Raw genomic sequence first — 19809 nt, forward strand, 5'->3', positions numbered from 1 at the left:
TTTGAAGTGATGCAAAGGTAGAAAAATCATCCATACACACCAAATCTTTTGTTAAAAAAAGCGACTCTAATTTTTAACTCGTTGTTTTTCAGTTTGAAAAAATAGTCCAATCTTTTGTTGTTTCGAGAGCTTACTGTTTTTTTTCGAATGAAGTTTGATGGAACGAGGCATAATTGAATCGATTTCCATGTATACATTTAAACTCCTTGTACTAAAACGCTATAAAGCGGCTTTCAACATTCTAGGAACATTGTTTATATCGCTGTAGATTTCTGCCGTGGAGAAGCCTTTTTTTAGCATTAGCGCTTTTGTTTCCTCAGCGAGGTATTGATTAATCTCGAAATAAAGAGTTCCATCAGGTGCGAGGTGGGATAGCGCAAAATCGGCAATATAGTCATAGAAGAGGAGCGGGGCTTCCTCAGGGACAAATAAAGCTGTGTGTGGCTCATGTTGTAAAACATTTTGATGCATATCGCGCATCTCGGACTGCGTGATATAAGGCGGATTGCTGACGATAATGTCGAACTTTCCCTCTCCAAAAGACAATTCCCACTCTAGGATGTCCAAACAACGGAAATCAATCTTTGCTTCCAATCGCTGTGCATTTTCACGTGCAATTTCCAGCGCCCCGCTAGAAACATCGAGTGCAGTCGTTGTAGCGTTGGATAAATGTTTCTGAAGGCTGATGGCTATGCATCCAGTACCCGTTCCGATATCGACAACTTTTAAATTTTTCTGGCCCTCATGGTCGGTAAGAATCATTTCGACTAGTTCCTCCGTTTCCGGTCGGGGGATTAGTGTATGTTGATTGACCTTAAAATCCATATTGTAAAAAGGAGCGTGGCCAAGGATATGTTGTATGGGTTTCCCTGCTTGTAATGTTTGCAGTATGTCATATAATGCATTCAGCACTTCTTTATCGAGGGCAGTTTGAAGTTGTATATTTTGCTGCATTCGATTCCAACCCGTGACTGCTTCGACAGCGATCTGAGACAAGGTTTTAGCTTCTTCTGGGTCATAGATTTCGCCAAGTTTTTCAACAAATTCTTGACGAATTTTCAATAAGGTTACCATTTTACAAACCTACAAAAATCAATAGAAAACTGTGTTTTTATCGATATAATTAATAGTTTTGCGCTATGATGAGTGATCAAGATTACATGCAACGCTGTTTAGATTTGGCGGTATTAGGAGCAGGGACAACAAGCCCGAATCCTATGGTTGGGGCAGTAATTGTATTTCAAGATCAAATCATCGGTGAGGGTTTCACTTCTCCTTATGGTGGAGCTCACGCGGAAGTAAATGCCGTTAATCAAGCGATTGAGCGGTATGGCGAAACACAGGCGAAGGCGATGTTTAGTGAGGCAACGATTTATGTGAGTTTGGAGCCTTGCGCCCATTTCGGGAAAACACCTCCCTGCGCAGATCTTCTTGTTAATATGGGCTTTCGAAAAGCTGTTATCGCGTGTTTAGACCCTTTTGCCAAAGTTAATGGCGCAGGTTTAAAAAAACTTCAAGATGCTGGGATGGAGACCGAGGTTGGGCTGCTGGGAAAGCAAGCTAAATGGATAAACCGTCGATTTTTTACAAAATTGGAAAAATCACGTCCTTATATCATTTTAAAATGGGCACAAACGGCGGATGGTTATTTTGCGCCGCTGGAAGACGCACAGAAATGGATATCGAACATCGCGAGCAAGCAGTTGGTTCACAAATGGCGAGCCGAGGAGGATGCTATTCTGGTGGGTAAGAATACCGCAATTCTTGATAATCCAAGTCTCACAGTGCGTGATTGGAAAGGAACGAATCCGAAGCGAATATTGATAGATAAAAATTTAGCCGTTCCTCAGGATTTTGCTATTTTGAATGATCAGGCGGAGACCATCGTGTTCAATGCCGTGAAGACAGAGTGGCAAGGGCATCTTAAATTCGTAGAGCTCGAAAATTTCGATCTTTATTTGCCTCAGCAGATTCTTTACCAATTATATTTGATGGATGTCCAGTCGATCATCATCGAAGGGGGCAAGAAAACCCTAGATATGTTTATAGATGCAGGTTTGTGGGACGAAGCCCGAATTTTCCGATCTGCAGAAACCTGGTCAGCTGGGATCCCAGCACCACATGTCGAGGGTGAAGAATGGAACCTGGTAAAAGTAGGTTCCGATAGTCTTCAAACCTTAATTCATTCCTAATAATTTTTTGCATTTAAGTTAATAATTGTTCTTTATGTTCGGATGTGCGCATGTCCGAAGATATCTTGCAATTTATTTGGCGTTTCAGGTTATTTCGCCAGATACCTTTGTTTACGAGGGCTGGGCTACCAATCCGAATTTTGCATCCCGGAGACTGGAATCAAGATGCAGGTCCCGATTTTCAAAGAGCTTTGCTTTTCATCGAGGATATTTATATCTGCGGAAATGTGGAAGTGCATGTGTCTGCAAAGGATTGGGTCATTCATGGACATCACGAAAATCCAGCATATAATTCGGTGGTATTGCACGTAATATGGGAGGGAGAGGAGCCTTGTTACTTAGCAGATGGTTCGCTGTTGCCTAGTTTGAATCTTAGAGAGTTAATTGAGCCGGATATCGTTTGCAAAGCAAATACCTTGCTGCAGAATATAAATCCTATTCCCTGCGCATATGACATTAAGAATGTGCCGATGCATATTAAGGTGCAGGTGCTGCAACGCACTGTTGTAGAGCGCTTAGAAGCCCGCTACGAGCAAGTCAAAATTCTACTCCATGAAACTCAAGGAGATTGGGAAAGAGTGACTTTGATTCTGATAGCGTCTGCATTTGGGATGAAAGTAAACAAAGAGCAATTTACGGCGCTGAGTAGGGTGTTGAACTTAAAGCTGCTGAAAAAATTTGCTCATAAACCTCAACTGATTCATGCATTGTTCTTCGGACAAGCCGGTTTGCTACAAAAGGTGTCAGGGAAAGAAAGCTATGTGCAGGAGCTGAAAAAGGAATACGCCTATATAGAAAAACTCCATGGATTAGATAGTTTATCACCTTATCAATGGAAGTTCATGCGGATGCGTCCTGCAAATTTCCCGACTTTCAAACTTGCACAGCTTGCTTCTCTTTATACACATCAATCCTCGTGGTTTTCTTGGATAACGACAACTGAATCCTTGGAGGAGATTCGATATTTTGTAGATAATTTAGAGATTCCGGAATTCTGGTCTAATCATTATCATTTTGAAAAAGAATCCGTAGGGCATAGCACGGCAATATCCAAAGATTTCTTCCATCTGCTGGTTATTAATAGCTTTTCTCTGATATTGTTTTCCTATGGGAAGTATATGGGCGATGGTAATCTGGTTAATCGTGCGCTAGCATGGTTAGAACAGGTCCCTGTAGAGATCAATAAACTGGTGCGTCCTTATAAAAGCTTAGGCTTACCTTTGGAATCCGCATTGGATAGTCAGGCGGTGCTGCAATTGTGGAGTGCCTATTGCGAGAAGAAGCGCTGTTTACACTGCGGCATTGGCGCTTCAATCATTAATCGTATTTAGCTTTTTATTATTTCGGCTATATCATGAAAACCTTTTTCGGCAGCAAGGTCGGATGCGGTTTGGCCAAATTCGTTTCTTACGCTGATATCTGCCCCATGTTCAAGCAAAATAATAATCAAATCAATATTGCCTTGTTGTGCAGCCAGATGCATCGGTGTGATACGTGAAGATTGAACTACATTTACTTCTGCACCTGCTTCAATCAACATCTTTACAATATTATCTTGCTGTGCGCTCAATGCTGCATGAATTGGATAGACTTGATACCCATTCTTAGAAGCCGCGTTTGGGTTCGCGTGGCTACGCAGTAACATCCTGACGATCTCCTCTTGTCCAAAATGAGCTGCTATCCCGATTGGATAGAAACCATGAGAGGAAACTTCGTTTATGACATCCGGTTTTTGTTCCAACATAAATCGCACCTGCTCGCTGAGTCCTGCTGCGCATGCTTCATGTATGGTAATGCTTGATAAGTATTTGAGCATAACCTGAACAATCTGCGTTTTATTATAATAGCAAGCCAGGAGCAAAGGTGATATTTCGTGGCTGGTACTTTCTTTTAATAAATCTGGGTTTTTACTCAACAAAAGATCCAAGTCTTGATGGTTCCCCGTTTCAATATATTCCTCTAAAACTGTCAAACTCATATCGGGCATTTTATATTACGAAATAAATAAAAAAAAGTTAAATTAGCGTTATTAAAGCCATTGTTCTATTACTTTGGTATTTTTCTTAATGTTATTTTTCCTTTTTGTATACAAATCTTTTTTAACGTTTACGAACACTATTTAAATTTTGTAGATAAATAGCTACAAGTAGTCTTTTTTATTAAGCAACCCTATATATATTTTCACGAAATAACTACTTTTGCAATGCCCTCCCCAAGGGCATGTTTTTCATAGGTAGATGTAGGGTCGAATATATTCTTTATTCGACCCTTTTTTAATGACCAAAATGGAAGTAATGTCGCCTTATCCTAGGATAAAGCAATATTTTAGTAAAGTTTCGTTTATCATAAAAATTGCCAACTAGCATTATCATTTTCGATGTAATAAGTGTCGGACGCTGTAATTCTAACAATTGCCGAATCTTCGTAATTTGTAATCCAAGTGAAATTATTTAATCATTTAGCGCTTTATTGTTAATTATTACGACTATAACGGAAATTTATTGAAAGATGCTGTGATTTTTAAAGGAATTTTGGACTTAATGTACAAGATGATATATTTGAATAATTAGTTTTCTTGAGGATTCGAATTCCGAGAAGAGAGGTATAGGTGAATTTGTCGCTAGAAAACTATTTCAATTTTTAAAAAAAAATAACTCATGGCGGTCGAGCAAAATAAGAAGCATTTCGGTATTAAAGATATAGCTAAGTTGGCGAATGTTTCCATTGCGACGGTCGATCGGGTTCTTAATAATCGAAAAGACGTTTCCGAAACAACTCGACAACGTGTTTTGGCGATTATTAAAGAACATAATTATCAGCCTAATCTTTTTGCTCGAAGCCTCTCTGTTAAAAATAATATTCACGTTGCGGTTATTATTCCCAAGACTTCATTCCAGACCGGTTATTGGGCGCTTTGCTTAGAAGGGATTAATAAAGGCAAAGAAGAGTTACAACCTTTTGGAATTATAACAACAATATTTTTATACGATCAAGAGGATGTGGCAACTTTTAGAAAAGAAACTGAGAAGCTCCTCTCGGAGAATTTTACTGCCGTTGTTATTGCTCCAATCTTTGTCAAAGAGACGGAAGAGTTTGTACAGGTCTGCCATCAACGACGAATGCAAACCATTTATATTAACTCGGATATACCTACGAAGTCTACACTTGGGTATATTGGTCCGGATCTTTATAGCACAGGACGGTTGGCAGGTAATTTGACCTCTTATTTGGTGAAACCAAAGTCGAGTATCCTAGTGCTAAATGTGGCTAAGGGTATTGAGAACTATCGTTATTTGGATACCAAGATTGAAGGTTTTAAAGAGTATCTGCTTAGCTATGATCCTTCAATCAAAATCGATATCGTTGATATTCCATATAATGAATACGAAGAAGTAGAATTGGAACTGAAAATCAACATTAAGAAGTATGACCCTGATTTGATTTTCTTTACGAATTCGCGTGTCGCGTTTCTTGGGCGTTTCTATGCTGATCACCCTGATCTGAAAAAGCCACCTATCATCGGATTCGACTTCTTATCGTCAAACGTCGAATATCTCGCGGATGGAATCGTCGATTTCCTAATCTGCCAACGTCCGGATAAGCAGGGGTACTTTGCGCTGAATTACCTTTATCGATTCTTTCTAAAGAAAGAAAATTTTGAGGGTTATAAGCCCATGCCTATCGATATCCTCACTAAAGAGAACTATTTGTTCTACGAAAATTAAGTGCAGCTATTCTCATCGTGTTCAATTAAATTCAGCTTCGATAGACTAATTTACCTCTTGCTTCAAGATGACTGTTGATAGCATTTAGCTCATATCTACACCTTCCGATCTCACCCCACCTCATAAGCAAATCAAGAAAGTTTTTCCTAGCTTTGTGCTATGGCGAAAAAGAAGAAGATTGTCGTTGCAATTACGGGAGCAAGTGGTTCCATCTACGCAAAAGTACTGTTGGATAAATTAGTGGCTTTGCAAGATCAAATCGCCGAAGTCGGTATCGTGATGTCCGACAATGCGAAAGATGTGTGGAAGTTTGAGCTCGATGATCAATCCTTCAATAACTACCCCTTCAAATTCTACCAGAAGAATGATTTCATGGCTCCTTTTGCATCCGGATCTGCTAAGTTCGATAGCATGGTCGTCGTACCTTGTTCCATGGGAACAATGGCTAGAATTGCTCAGGGAACTTCTTCCGATCTAACGACTCGCGCGGCAGACGTAATCCTCAAAGAGCGTCGCAAATTAATCCTAGTCACACGAGAGACGCCATTAAACCTTATACATATCCAGAATATGCAATTGGCAACCCAAGCTGGCGCGATAATCTGTCCGGCATCACCATCGTTCTATAGCCGACCGGCGACCTTTGAGGAGCTTGCCGCAACGGTGGTAGATCGCGTACTCGATATGATTGGATTAGACCTCGATACCTTTCGCTGGGGCGAATAAAGACGACCTCATCCAACGACAAACGATCCGATATTTGCTGGATAAAGGGTAAATTCTTCATGCAATCCCAAAAACTATTACCAATCTATTGGAATGATTTTGTACTTTTGTTTTTTAATGAAACAGCTGTACCCGTCTTCGCTAAACACAGTTTCCTGTATGCAGAAGGTTTTTGAAAATGCTCATTGGAAAAGATCAATCTGTGGGGTTATTGCTTTCATACCTAATAATACTAAACTCACTTCGCAAACTTTAGATTATCAACATACTTCATGGCTACAATATTAATTACTTCTGCAACATTAGTTTCGGCATCTCATCCTTTGCACCTTACATCTGTGGATGTGTTGGTAAAGAATGGAAAGATTGAAAAGATTGCTAAAAGCATCAAAACAGATGATAAGAAACTGCAGGTGATCGATGCTAAGGATAGCTTCTTAGCGGTAGGATTCTTTGACTTGAATGTAAATTTCGGAGAGCCTGGTTATGAAACCAAAGAAGATATACAAACTGGAACTGCAGCATCTGCTGCGGGAGGTTTTACCGCCGTTGCGGTGCATCCGAATACCAATCCGCCGATCCATAGTCGCTCCGAAGTAGCGCTCATCGTTAATTCGGCAAAAGGTAACATCGTAGATGTATATCCGGTAGGAGCGATCAGTAAAAAAAGAGAGGGGAAAGACCTTGCCGAGCTCTATGACATGCAGCAAACAGGCGCAGTGGCGTTCTCTGATGGAAACCACAGTGTACAACAAGCCGGCCTAATGGGGCGCGCGCTTTTATACGCTAAAGGCTTCAATGGATTGATTATGTCGCATCCGGAAGATGATTCTATCGCTGGCGGAAACCAAATGAATGAGGGCGATGTGAGCACTTATTTGGGGATGAAGGGAATTCCGAATTTAGCGGAGTCTATTATGGTGTCGCGCGATCTCTTCTTAGCTGAGTACAATGAAGCGCCTATCCACTTCAGCACAATCTCTACGGAAGAATCTGTTGATTTGATCAAAAAAGCTAAAGCAAAAGGATTGAAAGTAACCTGTGATGTTGCAGCGCATAGTTTAGTGTTTACCGATGAAGAAGTGAAAGGCTTCGATAGCAACTATAAAGTGAGCCCGCCGTTGCGTACAAAAAAAGACGTCAAGGCTTTATTAAAAGGGTTGAAAGATGGAACAATCGATGCGATTGTTTCCCAACATACACCACACGAGATCGAATTTAAGAACGTTGAATTCCAAATTGCTTACAATGGCATCATTGCCTCGCAAACTGTTTTGCCTCTGCTAATTAAAGCTGGACTAAGCGCCGAAACAATCGTTGAGAAACTTTCTGTCGGTCCGCGTGTTATTTTAAATCTAGAGCAACCAAAGGTCGAAGAAGGGGCAGAAGCGAATTTAGTGTTATTCAGCACTAGCAAAAAATGGACGTTTGACGCCAAAACTAATAAGTCGAAATCTGCAAACAGCCCGTTATTCGGACAGGAACTAACAGGAAAAGTACTTGCAGTAATCAATAATAATCAAACCTTAATCAATGATTAATATGGACAAGAAAGTAAAAAAGGCCTTAGAAGCCAGTATCAATTCATACGCTAAGAGCGAAGGATTAGAAGCGAATAATGTGCTAACGGCATTACTAGATGTTTTCGAATCAGATGCACCATTTATGGATAAAGTAGCCAATTTGGATACGGTATTTGATGATGAACAACGTTTTGAAGAGCTTCGCGAATATGCATTCGATTTGTTGATGATTAATTTCTTTGCGGTCGATGTCGAAAAATTAGAAGAAGATTACTTAGATTCGGAAGAATGGGAAGCTATTGAAGAGGAGACAATCGATAGAGGATCGGAGATGTTAAACATCTTGTTATATCTTCGCGAGTGTGACGATGAGGATATCGAACCTTCCTTAGAAGACTTCCTGAAAGAATTCTTGTTAGTAGAAGAAGACGAATTTCAAGATGAGTATCGCATCTATGAAGACCTGATCGCAAATCAGATCTTAATCGATAGTGACTTTGAAGCAGCAGCGGAAGTAACTAAGACCATTGCGGAAGACGAAGAATTATTTGATCTATTCTATCCGATTATTGGTTTCTTTATCGACCAAAATCCTTCAGCGGAGCAATTGAAAGAATTTGAAGCTCATGCAGCTAACAAGTCTTTAAATACAGCACTATACCAACTAATTATAAACTTTAATAAATAATGATGAATCAAACCATTGAAAACACGACAGATGTACGGAAAAAAGCAATTATTCAGGGCGTTGTCCTTGGTGTAATTTCATTTATCCTATCCATCATTTCCTTATACATCACCGTATCGGCTACATCCCTGTTCACCTCTTCTGCGGCAGCAGGTTTCGTAAATTATGTGGTTTTCCTAATCGTTGCTGTCTTCTTCGTGATCTCGCTGAGAAAAGCTGCGGGAGGATATTGGGATTTCTCTACAGCGTTAAAAAACATCTTTATCATGATGGCCATTACTGCAGTAATTGGCACATTGGGGGTAAGTGTTTGGAATATGGTTAACCCGACTTTGCAGCAGGAAGCAATCGACAACACGATTAATATGACCATCGAAACGATGGAAGCTACAGGTGCTAACGATGAAAATATCGATAATACCATTGAAATGTTGGAACAACAGAGAAATGCTTTAGCGGAGATGTCAATTGGCCAAATCCTTAAAGGCGTAGCGGTTTCCATTTTAATGTACTTTGTATTATCGCTAATCTTTGCAGCGATCTTCAAACGTGAAAGACCAATTTTCCAAAGCCCGGCGCCTTCGGGCGACGCTCATCCTTGGCAAAACGAAAAATCTTAATTAAACGTAACCGTTTATATGCTAAAGGTATCATTGGAAAATGATACCTTTGCTTTTTATTATTATGGATATATCAGTAGTTATACCACTATATAACGAGGAAGAATCTCTTCCAGAATTGGTTGCCTGGATCAAACGGGTCATGGACGAGAACAACTTCTCTTATGAGATCATCATGGTTGATGATGGTAGTAAAGATCGTTCTTGGCAGGTGATTAAATCACTTAAGGCCGAAAATGAACATGTTACAGGTATTCGCTTCCGTAGGAATTACGGAAAGTCGGCAGCATTGAACGTTGGATTTACAGCGGCTGAAGGTAATGTGGTCATTACGATGGATGCCGATCTACAAGACAGCCCTGATGAAATACCGGAACTTTATGATCGCATCATGAATCAAGATGCTGATTTAGTGTCCGGATGGAAGAAGAAACGTTATGATCCATTGACTAAAACTATTCCGACCAAATTATTCAACTCGGTTACACGGAGCATGTCAGGCATTGACAACTTACACGACTTCAACTGTGGTTTGAAAGCTTATAAGAAGGACGTTGTGAAGAGTATCGAAGTCTATGGCGAGATGCACAGATATATTCCGGTCTTAGCAAAATGGGCTGGGTTTAGTAAAATTCAAGAGCAAGTCGTACAGCACTTCCCTAGAAAATACGGAACAACCAAATTCGGTCCCGGACGCTTTGTCAAGGGCTTCCTCGACCTAATGTCTATTTTCTTTGTTGGGAAGTTTGCCAAACGCCCAATGCACTTCTTTGGACCATTAGGTGTAATCAGCTTTTTACTTGGATTTTTTATCACCATCTATCTTATCGCTGACAAGCTGATGAGTATCGCCAATGGTACTGCTTACAGAAATGTAACCGACCAGCCGATGTTCTTCCTGTCGCTTGTAGCGATTATCCTAGGAACGCAACTCTTCCTCACTGGATTTGTCGCCGAATTGGTAGCAAGGAACGGTTCAGACAGAAATAAATACCATATCGACCAAGTCATCTAACATGTTCTTTTCGATTATAATTCCTCTTTACAATCGTCCTGTTGAGATCAAAGAATTATTAGCGTCTTTGACCGAGCAGGAGTATAAAAATTTTGAGGTTATCATCGTTGAAGATGGTTCCTCAAGATCCTCCGAGGATATTGTAGCGCGATTTGAAGATTCACTGGACGTACATTATTTCTATAAAGAAAATGAAGGTCAGGGCTTCGCAAGAAACTACGGCTTCGAACGCGCCAAAGGTGATTTTTTCATTGTATTCGATTCGGATATTATCGTTCCGACGGATTACTTTAAGAATGTGCTGATCGGCTTGCAACGCGACAATTGGGATGCCTTTGGTGGTCCTGATGCCGCTCATAAATCCTTTACAGCGATCCAGAAAGCAATCTCTTATTCCATGACGAGTCCATTCACAACGGGCGGTATCCGTGGCAATAAAAAGCATGTAGGGCAGTTCCATCCGCGCAGCTTTAACTTGGGTATCTCGCGCGCTGTTTGGGAGAAAACGCAAGGTTTCAAACTCTCAAGACGATCAGAAGATATAGAATTCAGTATCCGAATGATCAATGAAGGGTTTAAGGTCGGCTTAATACCCGAAGCCTTTGTCTATCATAAACGCCGGGCGAATTTCCAACAATTTTATCGGCAAACCTATAATTTCGGAAAGGGGAGGATTGAGATTTGGCAACGCTATACATCGGAATTAAAACCCGTGCATGCGCTGCCTGCTGTCTTTACTATTGGCGTCTTCGGGTTGATTATGATCAATGCGATCAATCTGCTGACCATGAACGAAATGGCTGTCTTTAACTGGTTGGGATGGATTGGCAACACATTCATGTTTTTATACACGCTGATGCTGTTCCTACATGCCTTATTTGTGTGCAAGAGCCTTAAGGTCGCTTTCCTCGCTGTTATTGCTGCCTATACCCAACTAATCGCTTACGGCTTAGGTTTTATGACCGAATATTCCAACGTTAAGCTATTTAACAAAAGCAAGAAAAAATTGACGGTTTAACACAGCTTTGTTATATTGTCTATATTAATATATGATTCCACTTACACAAACTAGTTTAGATAAATTAGAGGTTCTTTTTAGTGAGTTAGGCTTCAAATTACGTTATGAGAAGGGATCCTTCCGTACGGGAGCTTGTATCTTACAAACCTCTAAGGTGGTGGTTGTTAACAAGTTTTCCAGTGTGGACATGAAAGTACAATCACTTTTACAGATATTACAAGGTATAGAGGTCGATGAATCGCTGATTAGCGAAAAGCTACAGCCCTTTTATACAAATATTAAAAAGACGATAGAGACGATTTGAGAGTAACATTTTTAGGTACCGGTACTTCGCAGGGTGTGCCCGTTATTGCGTGCCATTGCCCTGTATGTCAATCTACAGATAAAAAGGACAATCGCTTGCGGTCGTCAATCCTCATGGAATATAATGAGCATGCTGTAGTGATTGATACAGGTCCCGATTTCCGCTATCAAATGTTGCGTCAGCATGTGGATCGTTTGGATGCAGTTCTGATGACGCATTCCCATAAAGATCATATTGCCGGTTTGGACGACGTGCGCGCCTACAACTATCAACAGCAACAGTCTATCCCTATCTATTCCAATAAGGCTACACACGACGCTTTAAGAAAGGAATTCTATTACGCTTTTAGCGAATATAAATATCCGGGAGTGCCTCAATTGGAATTGGAGGAAATAGTAGCCGGTCAAGCCTTTGAACTTTACGGCGCATCCATACTTCCCATTGAAGTTATGCACTTCAAAATGCCTGTTCTCGGTTTTCGTCTTGGCGACTTCGCCTACATTACCGACGCGAAAACCATCTCCGATGAATCCTATGCCTTGCTCGCTGGAGTAAAGGTTTTAGTGCTCAATGCCCTGCAGAAAGATCCCCATATTTCCCATCTCACTTTGGACGAAGCCCTCGATGTCGTTAAACGCATTGCTCCCGAGCAAACCTATTTAACCCATATCAGCCACCGCTTCGGAAAGCATCAAGATATACAAAAAGAACTGCCCGATGGCGTCTTCGTTGCCTATGATGGCCTTGCGATCGATATCGCTGAATAAAGCAATCCTGATCTTCTTTTTTTAAGTTCTCGCCCTGTTCAAGGGTTAATTATACCTTCTTTTGAACTAAGGCCTTATATTACCCTTGTAGAGCCTTTTCATAACCCTTCTTGAGCGGGTTTAATTGGGGTTTGTATTGGGTTTACATTGGGTTTGAAAGGGGTTTGACTAGTAGTTGGTAGTTAGTACTATTTTTGAAGAAAGGAAGGATCACTTGTCTTTGAACCAGGAAAGGAAGGATGAAAAAGATATGCAGGATCCTAGTTGAAAGAATATCGCATGATCCTGTCAATCCTTAAATCCTTCCTTTCCTGGTTCAAAGACAAATCCAGCTAATCCTTTCATCTTTTTTTTTGGTTCAAAACTAAAAACCATACTCTTATATCTGAAATCTTATGCCTAACATCTAGTTCTCGCCATAGGTCTAATTACTAACTACTTACTACTAAGTACTACTCGATTTATCGAGTCGAGACAAATTTTTTTAAAAATTTATCAGCTTGTTGCAAACCTTTTATCATATGAGTTGTTAGAAAGTTGATAATATGTTTAAATAATTTAAAACAAATCAAAACTTTACTACTATGGGAAATATTTTGTATTTAATCGCTGTAATCTTAGTAATTATCTGGGCAATTAGCTTCTTGGGAGGTTATGCTACAGGTGGTATCATCCACATTTTATTGGTAATTGCTGTTATTGTCGTTTTATTAAGAGTTATTCGAGGAAACGCTTAAATGAGCTTAAATAGTATTATTTAAGTAATATTGAGCAATGGCGATATCTTCCTTAAAGGTGATTTTAATATTCTTATAATCACCTGGATAGATGGTTAAGCCGTTGCTCATTTTTTCTATTACAGAGGCATCGTCCGTAAACGTGCTTTCCTCTTGCTGTTTATAAGCCTCTTGGAATAGGCTTGCTTCAAATACCTGAGGCGTCTGAACCAACCACACTTGATCTCTATCTATCGCTTTACTTTCTTTCGAATTACCTAATCGAACGGAGTTGCTGCTCTGAACGGCAGGGATAATCGCTGGATTTTCTATACAACAGGCTTGATATAGGTTTTCGATTAATGTCTGAGATACGAGGGGTCTTGCAGCGTCATGTACACCAATCACATCGCCGGGAGATAGTTGACAGGTATTTTGTATGTAACGCAATCCATTTCTTACACTTTGAAATCTGCTGGCGCCGCCGTAGCATATTTGATGAGGAATTTCGAAACCATACTCCTTGCATTGTTCTTTCCAGAAAGTCTGCATATTTTCTGAAATAACCAGGATGATCTTGGCTTGAATGTTTGCCTCGGCGAACTTCGCTATGGTATGCATGAGGATAGGCTTGCTGTCTAGCAACATGTATTGTTTTGGAAGATCGCTAGACATGCGCGAACCGCTACCCGCGGCAACAATGATAACAAAGTTTTGGTTCATAAAGACAAAGATAGTAAATAACAGAAAAGGAGGCCTAGGCCTCCTTTCTATTTTCTTTATGCTATATTCTTAGATAATTAACATCGCATCACCGTATGAATAGAAACGGTATTTCTCTTTTACAGCAACTTCATAAGCATTCATGGTATTCTCATAACCTGCGAATGCAGCAATCATTACCAATAGGGTAGACTGCGGCGTGTGGAAGTTAGTAATCATTGAGTTTGCGATACTGAAATCGTAAGGAGGGTAGATGAACTTGCTTGTCCAGTCGTTCGCTGCTTTCAAGTGTTTGTCAGCAGATACCGAAGACTCGATCGCACGCATAGATGTTGTACCTACCGCACAGATTTTACGTTTATTATCAATACCCTTATTTACCAATTTAGCCGCTTCATCCGTAATGATGAATTGCTCAGAGTCCATTTTATGCTTCGTTAAATCTTCTACCTCCACTGTGCGGAAAGTACCAAGACCAACGTGCAACGTTACTTCAGCAAACTCAACACCTTTAAGTTCTAGGCGCTTCATTAATTCGCGCGAGAAGTGCAAACCAGCTGTTGGAGCTGCTACGGCACCTTCGTTTTTCGCGTAGATCGTTTGGTAGCGGAATTTATCCTCTGGTGTTGCTTTACGTTTGATATATTTAGGAAGAGGTGTTTCCCCTAGGATTTCAATGTTCTTGCGGAATTCTTCGTCCGTACCGTCAAATAAGAAACGGATGGTACGTCCTCTAGATGTCGTATTATCTACTACCTCAGCAACAAGTAAGTCGTCATCGCCGAAGTATAGTTTGTTTCCTACACGGATTTTACGAGCAGGATCTACCAATACATCCCATAAACGAAGTTCTTTGTTCAACTCACGCAATAAGAATACTTCAATTGTAGCACCGGTTTTCTCCTTGTTTCCGTACATACGGGCAGGGAATACCTTGGTGTTATTTAAGATCATTACATCTTTATCATCAAAATAATCTAAAACGTCCTTGAAGATTTTGTGCTCAATTTTTCCACTGTCACGGTGTAAAACCATAAGACGCGATTCGTCTCTTTGTTCAGATGGTTCAGAGGCAAGTAAAGATTCAGGTAAATTAAAGTTGAATTGTGATAATTTCATTTTAAATAATGACAATATTAGACCCTCTAGCCTTACTGGGGCTAGAATTTAATAAGGCTTACAAAGGTAAGCATTTTTATGTATTTAATATGTCATATGTTTCCTTTACAAATTCTTAACGAAATCTTCTTTAGATAGGTAGCTAGAGTTGTACTTTTTTTTTGCCATATTCAAAAGATTTCTATCTGCGATAGTGGTTTTTCTAAAATATATCGTAATTTAAATCGAACAAAAATAACTGTTAATATCTCCAAATGAATTAGGAAAAGATGGCTGATACTACCAAAAAAGAAGAGTTTGCAAATGATATCATACCTATCCCTGAAAGTCTTGAAGACGGCATGCAACACGTCAATAACCCTGTACTTGATTTACCACGGATAGAAAAACAATATTTAACCACTGTCAAAGGATTTTCGCAAGACCGGAATGTATTTTATTTCACTGATGGTCGCGCGAAGGTGGAGGTGAAGGTTGTCTCGGAAGAGATTATCCGCGTGAGATTAGCACCTGAGGGTGTTTTTTTAGCTGATTTTTCATACGCTATCAACCATAAGCCTGATGAGTATGTCAATTATCAATTAGAAGAATCAGAGACACACTATAAAGTCAAGACCAATGCGGTAACCTGTTTTATCAAGAAGGATAACTTCTTTATCTCTTTCGGGAGCGCGGAGGAGAAAGTATTGAATGCAGACTTTGCGCCTATGCATTGGGAAGAAAATGTGGACTTTGGTGGGTATTATGTGTACTGTACGAAGGAAGCACAGGCCGATGAGGTTTTCTTTGGCTTGGGGGATAAGGCGACGAATTTGAATCTGCGTGGCAAGCGTGTTCGAAACTGGAATTCGGATACCTATTCCTACGCTTTCAATCAGGATCCACTTTACAAAACGGTTCCATTTTATATTGGAGTTACTCAAGGAGATGCCTATGGTATCTTTTTCGATAATACATTCAAGACATTTTTCGACTTCGCAGCAGAACATCATGACCAAACGAGCTTCTGGTCCGAGGGAGGCGAACTGCAATACTATTATATCCATGGTCCGAAAATGATCGATGTGGTGAAGCGGTACCACAGCATTACCGGAACACATTATATGCCACCGCTATGGGGGATAGGGTATCACCAGTGTCGCTGGAGCTACTATCCAGAAGCGAAGGTACGCGATGTAGCCTCAGAGTTTAGAAAACGTGAGATCCCCTGCGATGCCATTTATCTCGACATCGACTATATGGACGGATACCGTTGTTTCACTTGGAATAAGCGTTACTTTCCTGATCCCAAGAAGATGATTGCTGATTTAGCGGCTGATGGCTTTAAGACCGTAGTTATGATCGATCCTGGAATCAAGGTCGATGATCAGTATTGGGTATTTAAGCAGGGTAAGGAGAATAATTACTTCTGCCGACGCGGGGATGATTATTTTATGGAAGGATTTGTATGGCCTGGTCGCTGTCAATTTCCGGACTTCACCAACCCCGAAGTTCGCACTTGGTGGGGAACCTTGTATAAAGGCTTGGTAGAAGATGGAGTAGCTGGCTTTTGGAATGATATGAACGAGCCGGCTGTATTTGGTCGAGGAACTTTCCCAGACGATGTCCGTCATCAATTCGAAGGGCACCGCGGTTCGCATCGCAAAGCCCATAATATCTACGGGATGCAGATGGTTCGAGCGACTTACGAGGGATTGAAGAAATTATACCGTAACAAGCGACCATTTACGATTACACGTGCTGCCTATTCGGGCACACAGCGTTACTCTTCGGTGTGGACAGGGGATAATATTGCTACCTGGGAACATTTGCGCATCGGTACGTTGCAATTGCAGCGGTTATCGGTTTCCGGTATGTCGTTCTGCGGTACGGATATTGGCGGATTCACAGGCGAACCAGATGGCGAACTATATACACGTTGGATGCAGTTTGGTGTTTTCTCACCCTTTATGCGCGTGCACTCAGCAGGAGATACCCGCGATCGTGAGCCGTGGAGCTTCGGTCCGGAGTGGGAGGTTATCTGTAAGAAATTTATTGAATTACGATATAAACTATTGCCATATATCTACAGTGTATTTTGGCAACAACACAAATACGGCGACCCGATATTGAGACCAATTGCGTTATTGGAGCAACATATCGCCAAGAACCTTCAACGCGAAGAAGAATTTATGTTTGGCGATCATTTATTGGTTTCGCCTGTATTGCACCCGGGACAGTTAAATAAAGTTGTCTATCTGCCGGAGGGCACTTGGTATTATTATTTCAATAACCAAACTTATGCCGGAAGTCAGGAACATCAAATCGATACACCATTGGACGAGATGCCATTCTTTGTTCGCGGAGGTGCCATAGTTCCGGAGTTCCCAGTGATGCAATATACGGGAGAGCAAAAGATTGAGTCCTTAAAATTGACCTATTATTTCGCCGAGCAATCCTGCGACTCTTATGTGTATTCGGATCATGGGGACACCTTTGCTTACGAGCAAGACGTCTACATGGATAAGCATTTTATTGCTGAAGGGCAAGCCGCCTCGGTAAGTATTCGTCAAGGCGAGCAAGGCTTATATACGCCGAACTATAGCACGTTCGATCTATATCTTGTAGGCTTACCGTTTACACCGAAGCAATTGGTTGTCGACGGTTTAAAAATTGATTTTAAAACAGATGCAGAAGGACGATCCTATGTACAATTAGACCGTGATTTTAAGAAGATAATCATTCAATAGTAACTCTACTCATAGAAAAACAAGTTAAGCATGACTGAAGCGGTTCAAGTACATAGCTTACTGTCGGATTTTGATGTTTCATTATTTCGGTCAGGAAGGCATTATAAGCTTTATGAAAAATTCGGATCCCATGAGTTAAGGATTGACGCTGTCGACGGGGTCTACTTTGCCGTTTGGGCACCGAATGCGAAAGAGGTTTCCGTTATTGGGAACTTTAATGGTTGGAACCCACATTCGCATCAGCTTCATGTACGTTGGGACAGCAGTGGTATATGGGAAGGTTTTATCCCTAAGCTGCAAAATGGAGAGGTTTATAAATACCATATCTTAACGAATCAGGGGGAGCGCTTGGAGAAGGCAGATCCCTTTGCCCTGCATACGGAGATTCCACCGAGTACGGCTTCTATTGTGTCGACGACCTGGTACTCCTGGACGGATTCAGAATGGATGTTTAATCGTCGTGAAACGAACGCATTAGACCGTCCGTATTCCGTATATGAAATGCACTTAGGATCCTGGATGCGAGATCCGAAACATCCGGATCGTTTCTTTAGCTATAAGGAAATCGCCGATCGCTTAATTCCTTACCTATTGGAAATGGGCTTTACCCATGTAGAGTTCATGCCGGTTATGGAGCATCCTTATTATCCATCTTGGGGATATCAGATTACAGGTTACTTTGCTGCCAGCTCGCGCTACGGAAGTCCGCAGGAATTAATGGGGCTTATCGATGCGCTGCATCAGGCCGGTATTGGGGTGCTGCTCGATTGGGTGCCATCACATTTTCCGGGCGATGCTCATGGTCTTTATCGTTTCGATGGGACACATCTTTTTGAGCATGAGGATCCCAAGAAAGGGTTTCACCCAGATTGGCAGTCTTATATCTTCAATTATGGACGCAATGAGGTGAAGTCATTTTTGATCAGCAATGCCTTCTTCTGGTTAGACCGTTATCACGTTGATGGCCTTCGTGTCGATGCAGTTGCATCCATGTTGTATCTCGATTATTCGAGAAAACAAGATGAATGGATTCCGAATGAATTTGGTGGCAATGAAAATTTGGAGGCCGTTGCATTTCTTAAAGAACTGAATGAAGCGGTTTATAAATACTTTCCAAATACACAAACGATAGCAGAGGAATCGACCTCATGGCCGGGCGTCAGTCGGGCTACATTTCAAAACGGCTTAGGTTTCGGGATGAAATGGATGATGGGTTGGATGCACGACACATTGGCTTACTTTAAAGAAGATCCGATCAACAGATCTTACCATCATGATAAGATGACTTTTGCTGGAGTATATGCTTTTACAGAAAATTTTATGCTTCCACTGTCTCACGATGAAGTCGTGTATGGTAAGCAATCTTTAATCTATAAAATGCCTGGTGATGAGTGGCAAAAGTTTGCTAACTTAAGGTCACTTTATCTCTATATGTTCACTTTTAGTGGCAGCAAATTGCTGTTTATGGGAGGTGAATTTGGGCAAACATCGGAATGGAATGTGAACCAGTCTTTGGACTGGCATCTCTTACAATTCAAACCACACTCGGGCATGAAGAAATTTGTGTCCGACCTAAATAAGGTCTATAGAAATTACCCGGCATTGTATGAGAAGGCTTTCAGTCCGGAAGGGTTTTCATGGATTGAGATGGCCGATCATACGAATAGTCTTTTCGTTTACACCCGGAAGGGGCATAATGAAGAAAATGATCTGCTGGTGGTTCTGAACCTGACGCCGGTTGTGCGGCGTAATTTCCGAGTGGGAGCAACGCATGCCGGCACTTGGGAATTAGTACTTAATTCTGACGAGACAAAGTATCATGGCAGTGGCGTTTCCGTGAAAAAGAAAGTTGCCACAGATGCTGTATTTTGGATGAACCAAAAGCAGTCTATTGTATTAGATATTCCGCCATTAGCGGGGTTAATTTTTAAACGCGTTTTATAG

At 41.0% G+C, this 19809-nt stretch carries 18 protein-coding genes; 14 read left to right on the forward strand and 4 right to left on the reverse strand.

Annotation, left to right across the window (positions count from 1 at the left end):
• Window positions 1-219 precede the first annotated feature (219 nt).
• Window positions 220-1074 carry a peptide chain release factor N(5)-glutamine methyltransferase gene (gene prmC / locus B2400_RS00005; RefSeq protein WP_293930051.1) on the reverse strand — a complete coding sequence of 285 codons (855 nt, stop codon included), beginning with the start codon at window positions 1072-1074 and terminating at the stop codon, window positions 220-222.
• Between the two features lie 65 nt (window positions 1075-1139).
• Here prmC and ribD point away from each other — a divergent pair, with 65 nt between their 5' ends.
• Window positions 1140-2192 carry a bifunctional diaminohydroxyphosphoribosylaminopyrimidine deaminase/5-amino-6-(5-phosphoribosylamino)uracil reductase RibD gene (gene ribD / locus B2400_RS00010; protein WP_349681668.1) on the forward strand — a complete coding sequence of 351 codons (1053 nt, stop codon included), beginning with the start codon at window positions 1140-1142 and terminating at the stop codon, window positions 2190-2192.
• A 50-nt stretch (window positions 2193-2242) separates the two neighbouring features.
• Window positions 2243-3523, forward strand: coding sequence for a DUF2851 family protein (locus B2400_RS00015; RefSeq protein ID WP_286651711.1), 1281 nt, complete (start codon window positions 2243-2245; stop codon window positions 3521-3523).
• Here the strand turns inward: B2400_RS00015 and B2400_RS00020 are convergent.
• Window positions 3520-4170, reverse strand: a complete 651-nt coding sequence (locus B2400_RS00020; RefSeq protein ID WP_260040290.1) for an ankyrin repeat domain-containing protein — start codon at window positions 4168-4170, stop codon at window positions 3520-3522. The two genes, B2400_RS00015 and B2400_RS00020, sit on opposite strands and share 4 nt — an antisense overlap.
• 679 nt (window positions 4171-4849) lie before the next feature.
• Here B2400_RS00020 and B2400_RS00025 point away from each other — a divergent pair.
• From B2400_RS00025 to B2400_RS00070, 10 genes are all read left to right on the forward strand, one after another.
• Entirely contained in the window at window positions 4850-5917 is a 1068-nt protein-coding gene (locus B2400_RS00025; RefSeq protein WP_286651712.1) for a LacI family DNA-binding transcriptional regulator, read from the forward strand.
• Window positions 5918-6076: 159 nt separating this feature from the next.
• Complete coding sequence (locus B2400_RS00030) at window positions 6077-6643, forward strand: UbiX family flavin prenyltransferase (protein WP_286651713.1); 567 nt, start codon at window positions 6077-6079, stop codon at window positions 6641-6643.
• 272 nt (window positions 6644-6915) lie between these two features.
• The gene (locus B2400_RS00035) at window positions 6916-8184 is read left to right on the forward strand and encodes a dihydroorotase (protein ID WP_286651714.1); all 1269 of its coding nucleotides are present in this window, start codon (window positions 6916-6918) and stop codon (window positions 8182-8184) included.
• 1 nt (window position 8185) lies between these two features.
• Window positions 8186-8854: a hypothetical protein gene (locus B2400_RS00040; RefSeq protein ID WP_286651715.1), complete on the forward strand. Its 669-nt coding sequence runs from the start codon at window positions 8186-8188 to the stop codon at window positions 8852-8854.
• A complete protein-coding gene (locus tag B2400_RS00045; protein ID WP_286651716.1) occupies window positions 8854-9474 on the forward strand; it encodes a DUF4199 domain-containing protein in 621 nt (206 codons plus the stop codon). Before B2400_RS00040 ends, B2400_RS00045 begins: the two co-directional genes overlap by 1 nt.
• Before the next feature lie 64 nt (window positions 9475-9538).
• The gene (locus B2400_RS00050) at window positions 9539-10489 is read left to right on the forward strand and encodes a glycosyltransferase family 2 protein (protein ID WP_149526487.1); all 951 of its coding nucleotides are present in this window, start codon (window positions 9539-9541) and stop codon (window positions 10487-10489) included.
• A 1-nt stretch (window position 10490) separates the two neighbouring features.
• Window positions 10491-11507, forward strand: a complete 1017-nt coding sequence (locus tag B2400_RS00055; RefSeq protein WP_293930060.1) for a glycosyltransferase — start codon at window positions 10491-10493, stop codon at window positions 11505-11507.
• Between the two features lie 31 nt (window positions 11508-11538).
• Window positions 11539-11811 carry a hypothetical protein gene (locus tag B2400_RS00060; RefSeq protein WP_286651718.1) on the forward strand — a complete coding sequence of 91 codons (273 nt, stop codon included), beginning with the start codon at window positions 11539-11541 and terminating at the stop codon, window positions 11809-11811.
• Window positions 11808-12578 (forward strand): MBL fold metallo-hydrolase, encoded by a 771-nt coding sequence (locus tag B2400_RS00065; RefSeq protein WP_286651719.1) that lies wholly within the window; start codon window positions 11808-11810, stop codon window positions 12576-12578. The genes B2400_RS00060 and B2400_RS00065 overlap by 4 nt, the downstream gene beginning before the upstream one ends.
• Before the next feature lie 584 nt (window positions 12579-13162).
• Window positions 13163-13315 (forward strand): lmo0937 family membrane protein, encoded by a 153-nt coding sequence (locus B2400_RS00070; RefSeq protein WP_149526482.1) that lies wholly within the window; start codon window positions 13163-13165, stop codon window positions 13313-13315.
• Between the two features lie 6 nt (window positions 13316-13321).
• Here the strand turns inward: B2400_RS00070 and B2400_RS00075 are convergent, their stop codons facing one another.
• Together B2400_RS00075 and queA are read right to left on the reverse strand one after the other, a co-directional pair.
• Entirely contained in the window at window positions 13322-14017 is a 696-nt protein-coding gene (locus tag B2400_RS00075) for a 2-C-methyl-D-erythritol 4-phosphate cytidylyltransferase (protein ID WP_293930063.1), read from the reverse strand.
• Between the two features lie 69 nt (window positions 14018-14086).
• Window positions 14087-15136, reverse strand: coding sequence for a tRNA preQ1(34) S-adenosylmethionine ribosyltransferase-isomerase QueA (queA, locus tag B2400_RS00080; protein WP_149526480.1), 1050 nt, complete (start codon window positions 15134-15136; stop codon window positions 14087-14089).
• 269 nt (window positions 15137-15405) lie between these two features.
• Between queA and B2400_RS00085 the strand changes: the two genes are divergently transcribed.
• Both B2400_RS00085 and glgB read left to right on the forward strand, forming a co-directional pair.
• On the forward strand, window positions 15406-17865 hold the full coding sequence (locus tag B2400_RS00085) for a TIM-barrel domain-containing protein (protein WP_149526479.1): 2460 nt from the start codon (window positions 15406-15408) through the stop codon (window positions 17863-17865).
• A gap of 30 nt (window positions 17866-17895) precedes the next feature.
• The gene (gene glgB / locus B2400_RS00090; RefSeq protein ID WP_293930067.1) at window positions 17896-19809 is read left to right on the forward strand and encodes a 1,4-alpha-glucan branching protein GlgB; all 1914 of its coding nucleotides are present in this window, start codon (window positions 17896-17898) and stop codon (window positions 19807-19809) included.

Origin of the sequence: Sphingobacterium sp. UBA6645 (assembly GCF_002455685.1) — a bacterium.
In the GTDB taxonomy this organism is placed as follows: Bacteria; Bacteroidota; Bacteroidia; order Sphingobacteriales; family Sphingobacteriaceae; genus Sphingobacterium; species Sphingobacterium hotanense.

Excerpts from the sequence above, each read along its gene's own strand:
- B2400_RS00020 (WP_260040290.1), bottom strand. The coding sequence starts at position 4,170 with ATGAGTTTGACAGTTTTAGAGGAATATATTGAAACGGGGAACCATCAA.
- prmC (WP_293930051.1), bottom strand. The coding sequence starts at position 1,074 with ATGGTAACCTTATTGAAAATTCGTCAAGAATTTGTTGAAAAACTTGGC.
- B2400_RS00015 (WP_286651711.1), top strand. The coding sequence starts at position 2,243 with ATGTCCGAAGATATCTTGCAATTTATTTGGCGTTTCAGGTTATTTCGC.
- glgB (WP_293930067.1), top strand. The coding sequence starts at position 17,896 with ATGACTGAAGCGGTTCAAGTACATAGCTTACTGTCGGATTTTGATGTT.
- B2400_RS00030 (WP_286651713.1), top strand. The coding sequence starts at position 6,077 with ATGGCGAAAAAGAAGAAGATTGTCGTTGCAATTACGGGAGCAAGTGGT.
- B2400_RS00060 (WP_286651718.1), top strand. The coding sequence starts at position 11,539 with ATGATTCCACTTACACAAACTAGTTTAGATAAATTAGAGGTTCTTTTT.
- B2400_RS00040 (WP_286651715.1), top strand. The coding sequence starts at position 8,186 with ATGGACAAGAAAGTAAAAAAGGCCTTAGAAGCCAGTATCAATTCATAC.
- B2400_RS00075 (WP_293930063.1), bottom strand. The coding sequence starts at position 14,017 with ATGAACCAAAACTTTGTTATCATTGTTGCCGCGGGTAGCGGTTCGCGC.
- ribD (WP_349681668.1), top strand. The coding sequence starts at position 1,140 with ATGATGAGTGATCAAGATTACATGCAACGCTGTTTAGATTTGGCGGTA.
- B2400_RS00035 (WP_286651714.1), top strand. The coding sequence starts at position 6,916 with ATGGCTACAATATTAATTACTTCTGCAACATTAGTTTCGGCATCTCAT.
- queA (WP_149526480.1), bottom strand. The coding sequence starts at position 15,136 with ATGAAATTATCACAATTCAACTTTAATTTACCTGAATCTTTACTTGCC.
- B2400_RS00055 (WP_293930060.1), top strand. The coding sequence starts at position 10,491 with ATGTTCTTTTCGATTATAATTCCTCTTTACAATCGTCCTGTTGAGATC.
- B2400_RS00050 (WP_149526487.1), top strand. The coding sequence starts at position 9,539 with ATGGATATATCAGTAGTTATACCACTATATAACGAGGAAGAATCTCTT.
- B2400_RS00045 (WP_286651716.1), top strand. The coding sequence starts at position 8,854 with ATGATGAATCAAACCATTGAAAACACGACAGATGTACGGAAAAAAGCA.
- B2400_RS00025 (WP_286651712.1), top strand. The coding sequence starts at position 4,850 with ATGGCGGTCGAGCAAAATAAGAAGCATTTCGGTATTAAAGATATAGCT.
- B2400_RS00085 (WP_149526479.1), top strand. The coding sequence starts at position 15,406 with ATGGCTGATACTACCAAAAAAGAAGAGTTTGCAAATGATATCATACCT.
- B2400_RS00070 (WP_149526482.1), top strand. The coding sequence starts at position 13,163 with ATGGGAAATATTTTGTATTTAATCGCTGTAATCTTAGTAATTATCTGG.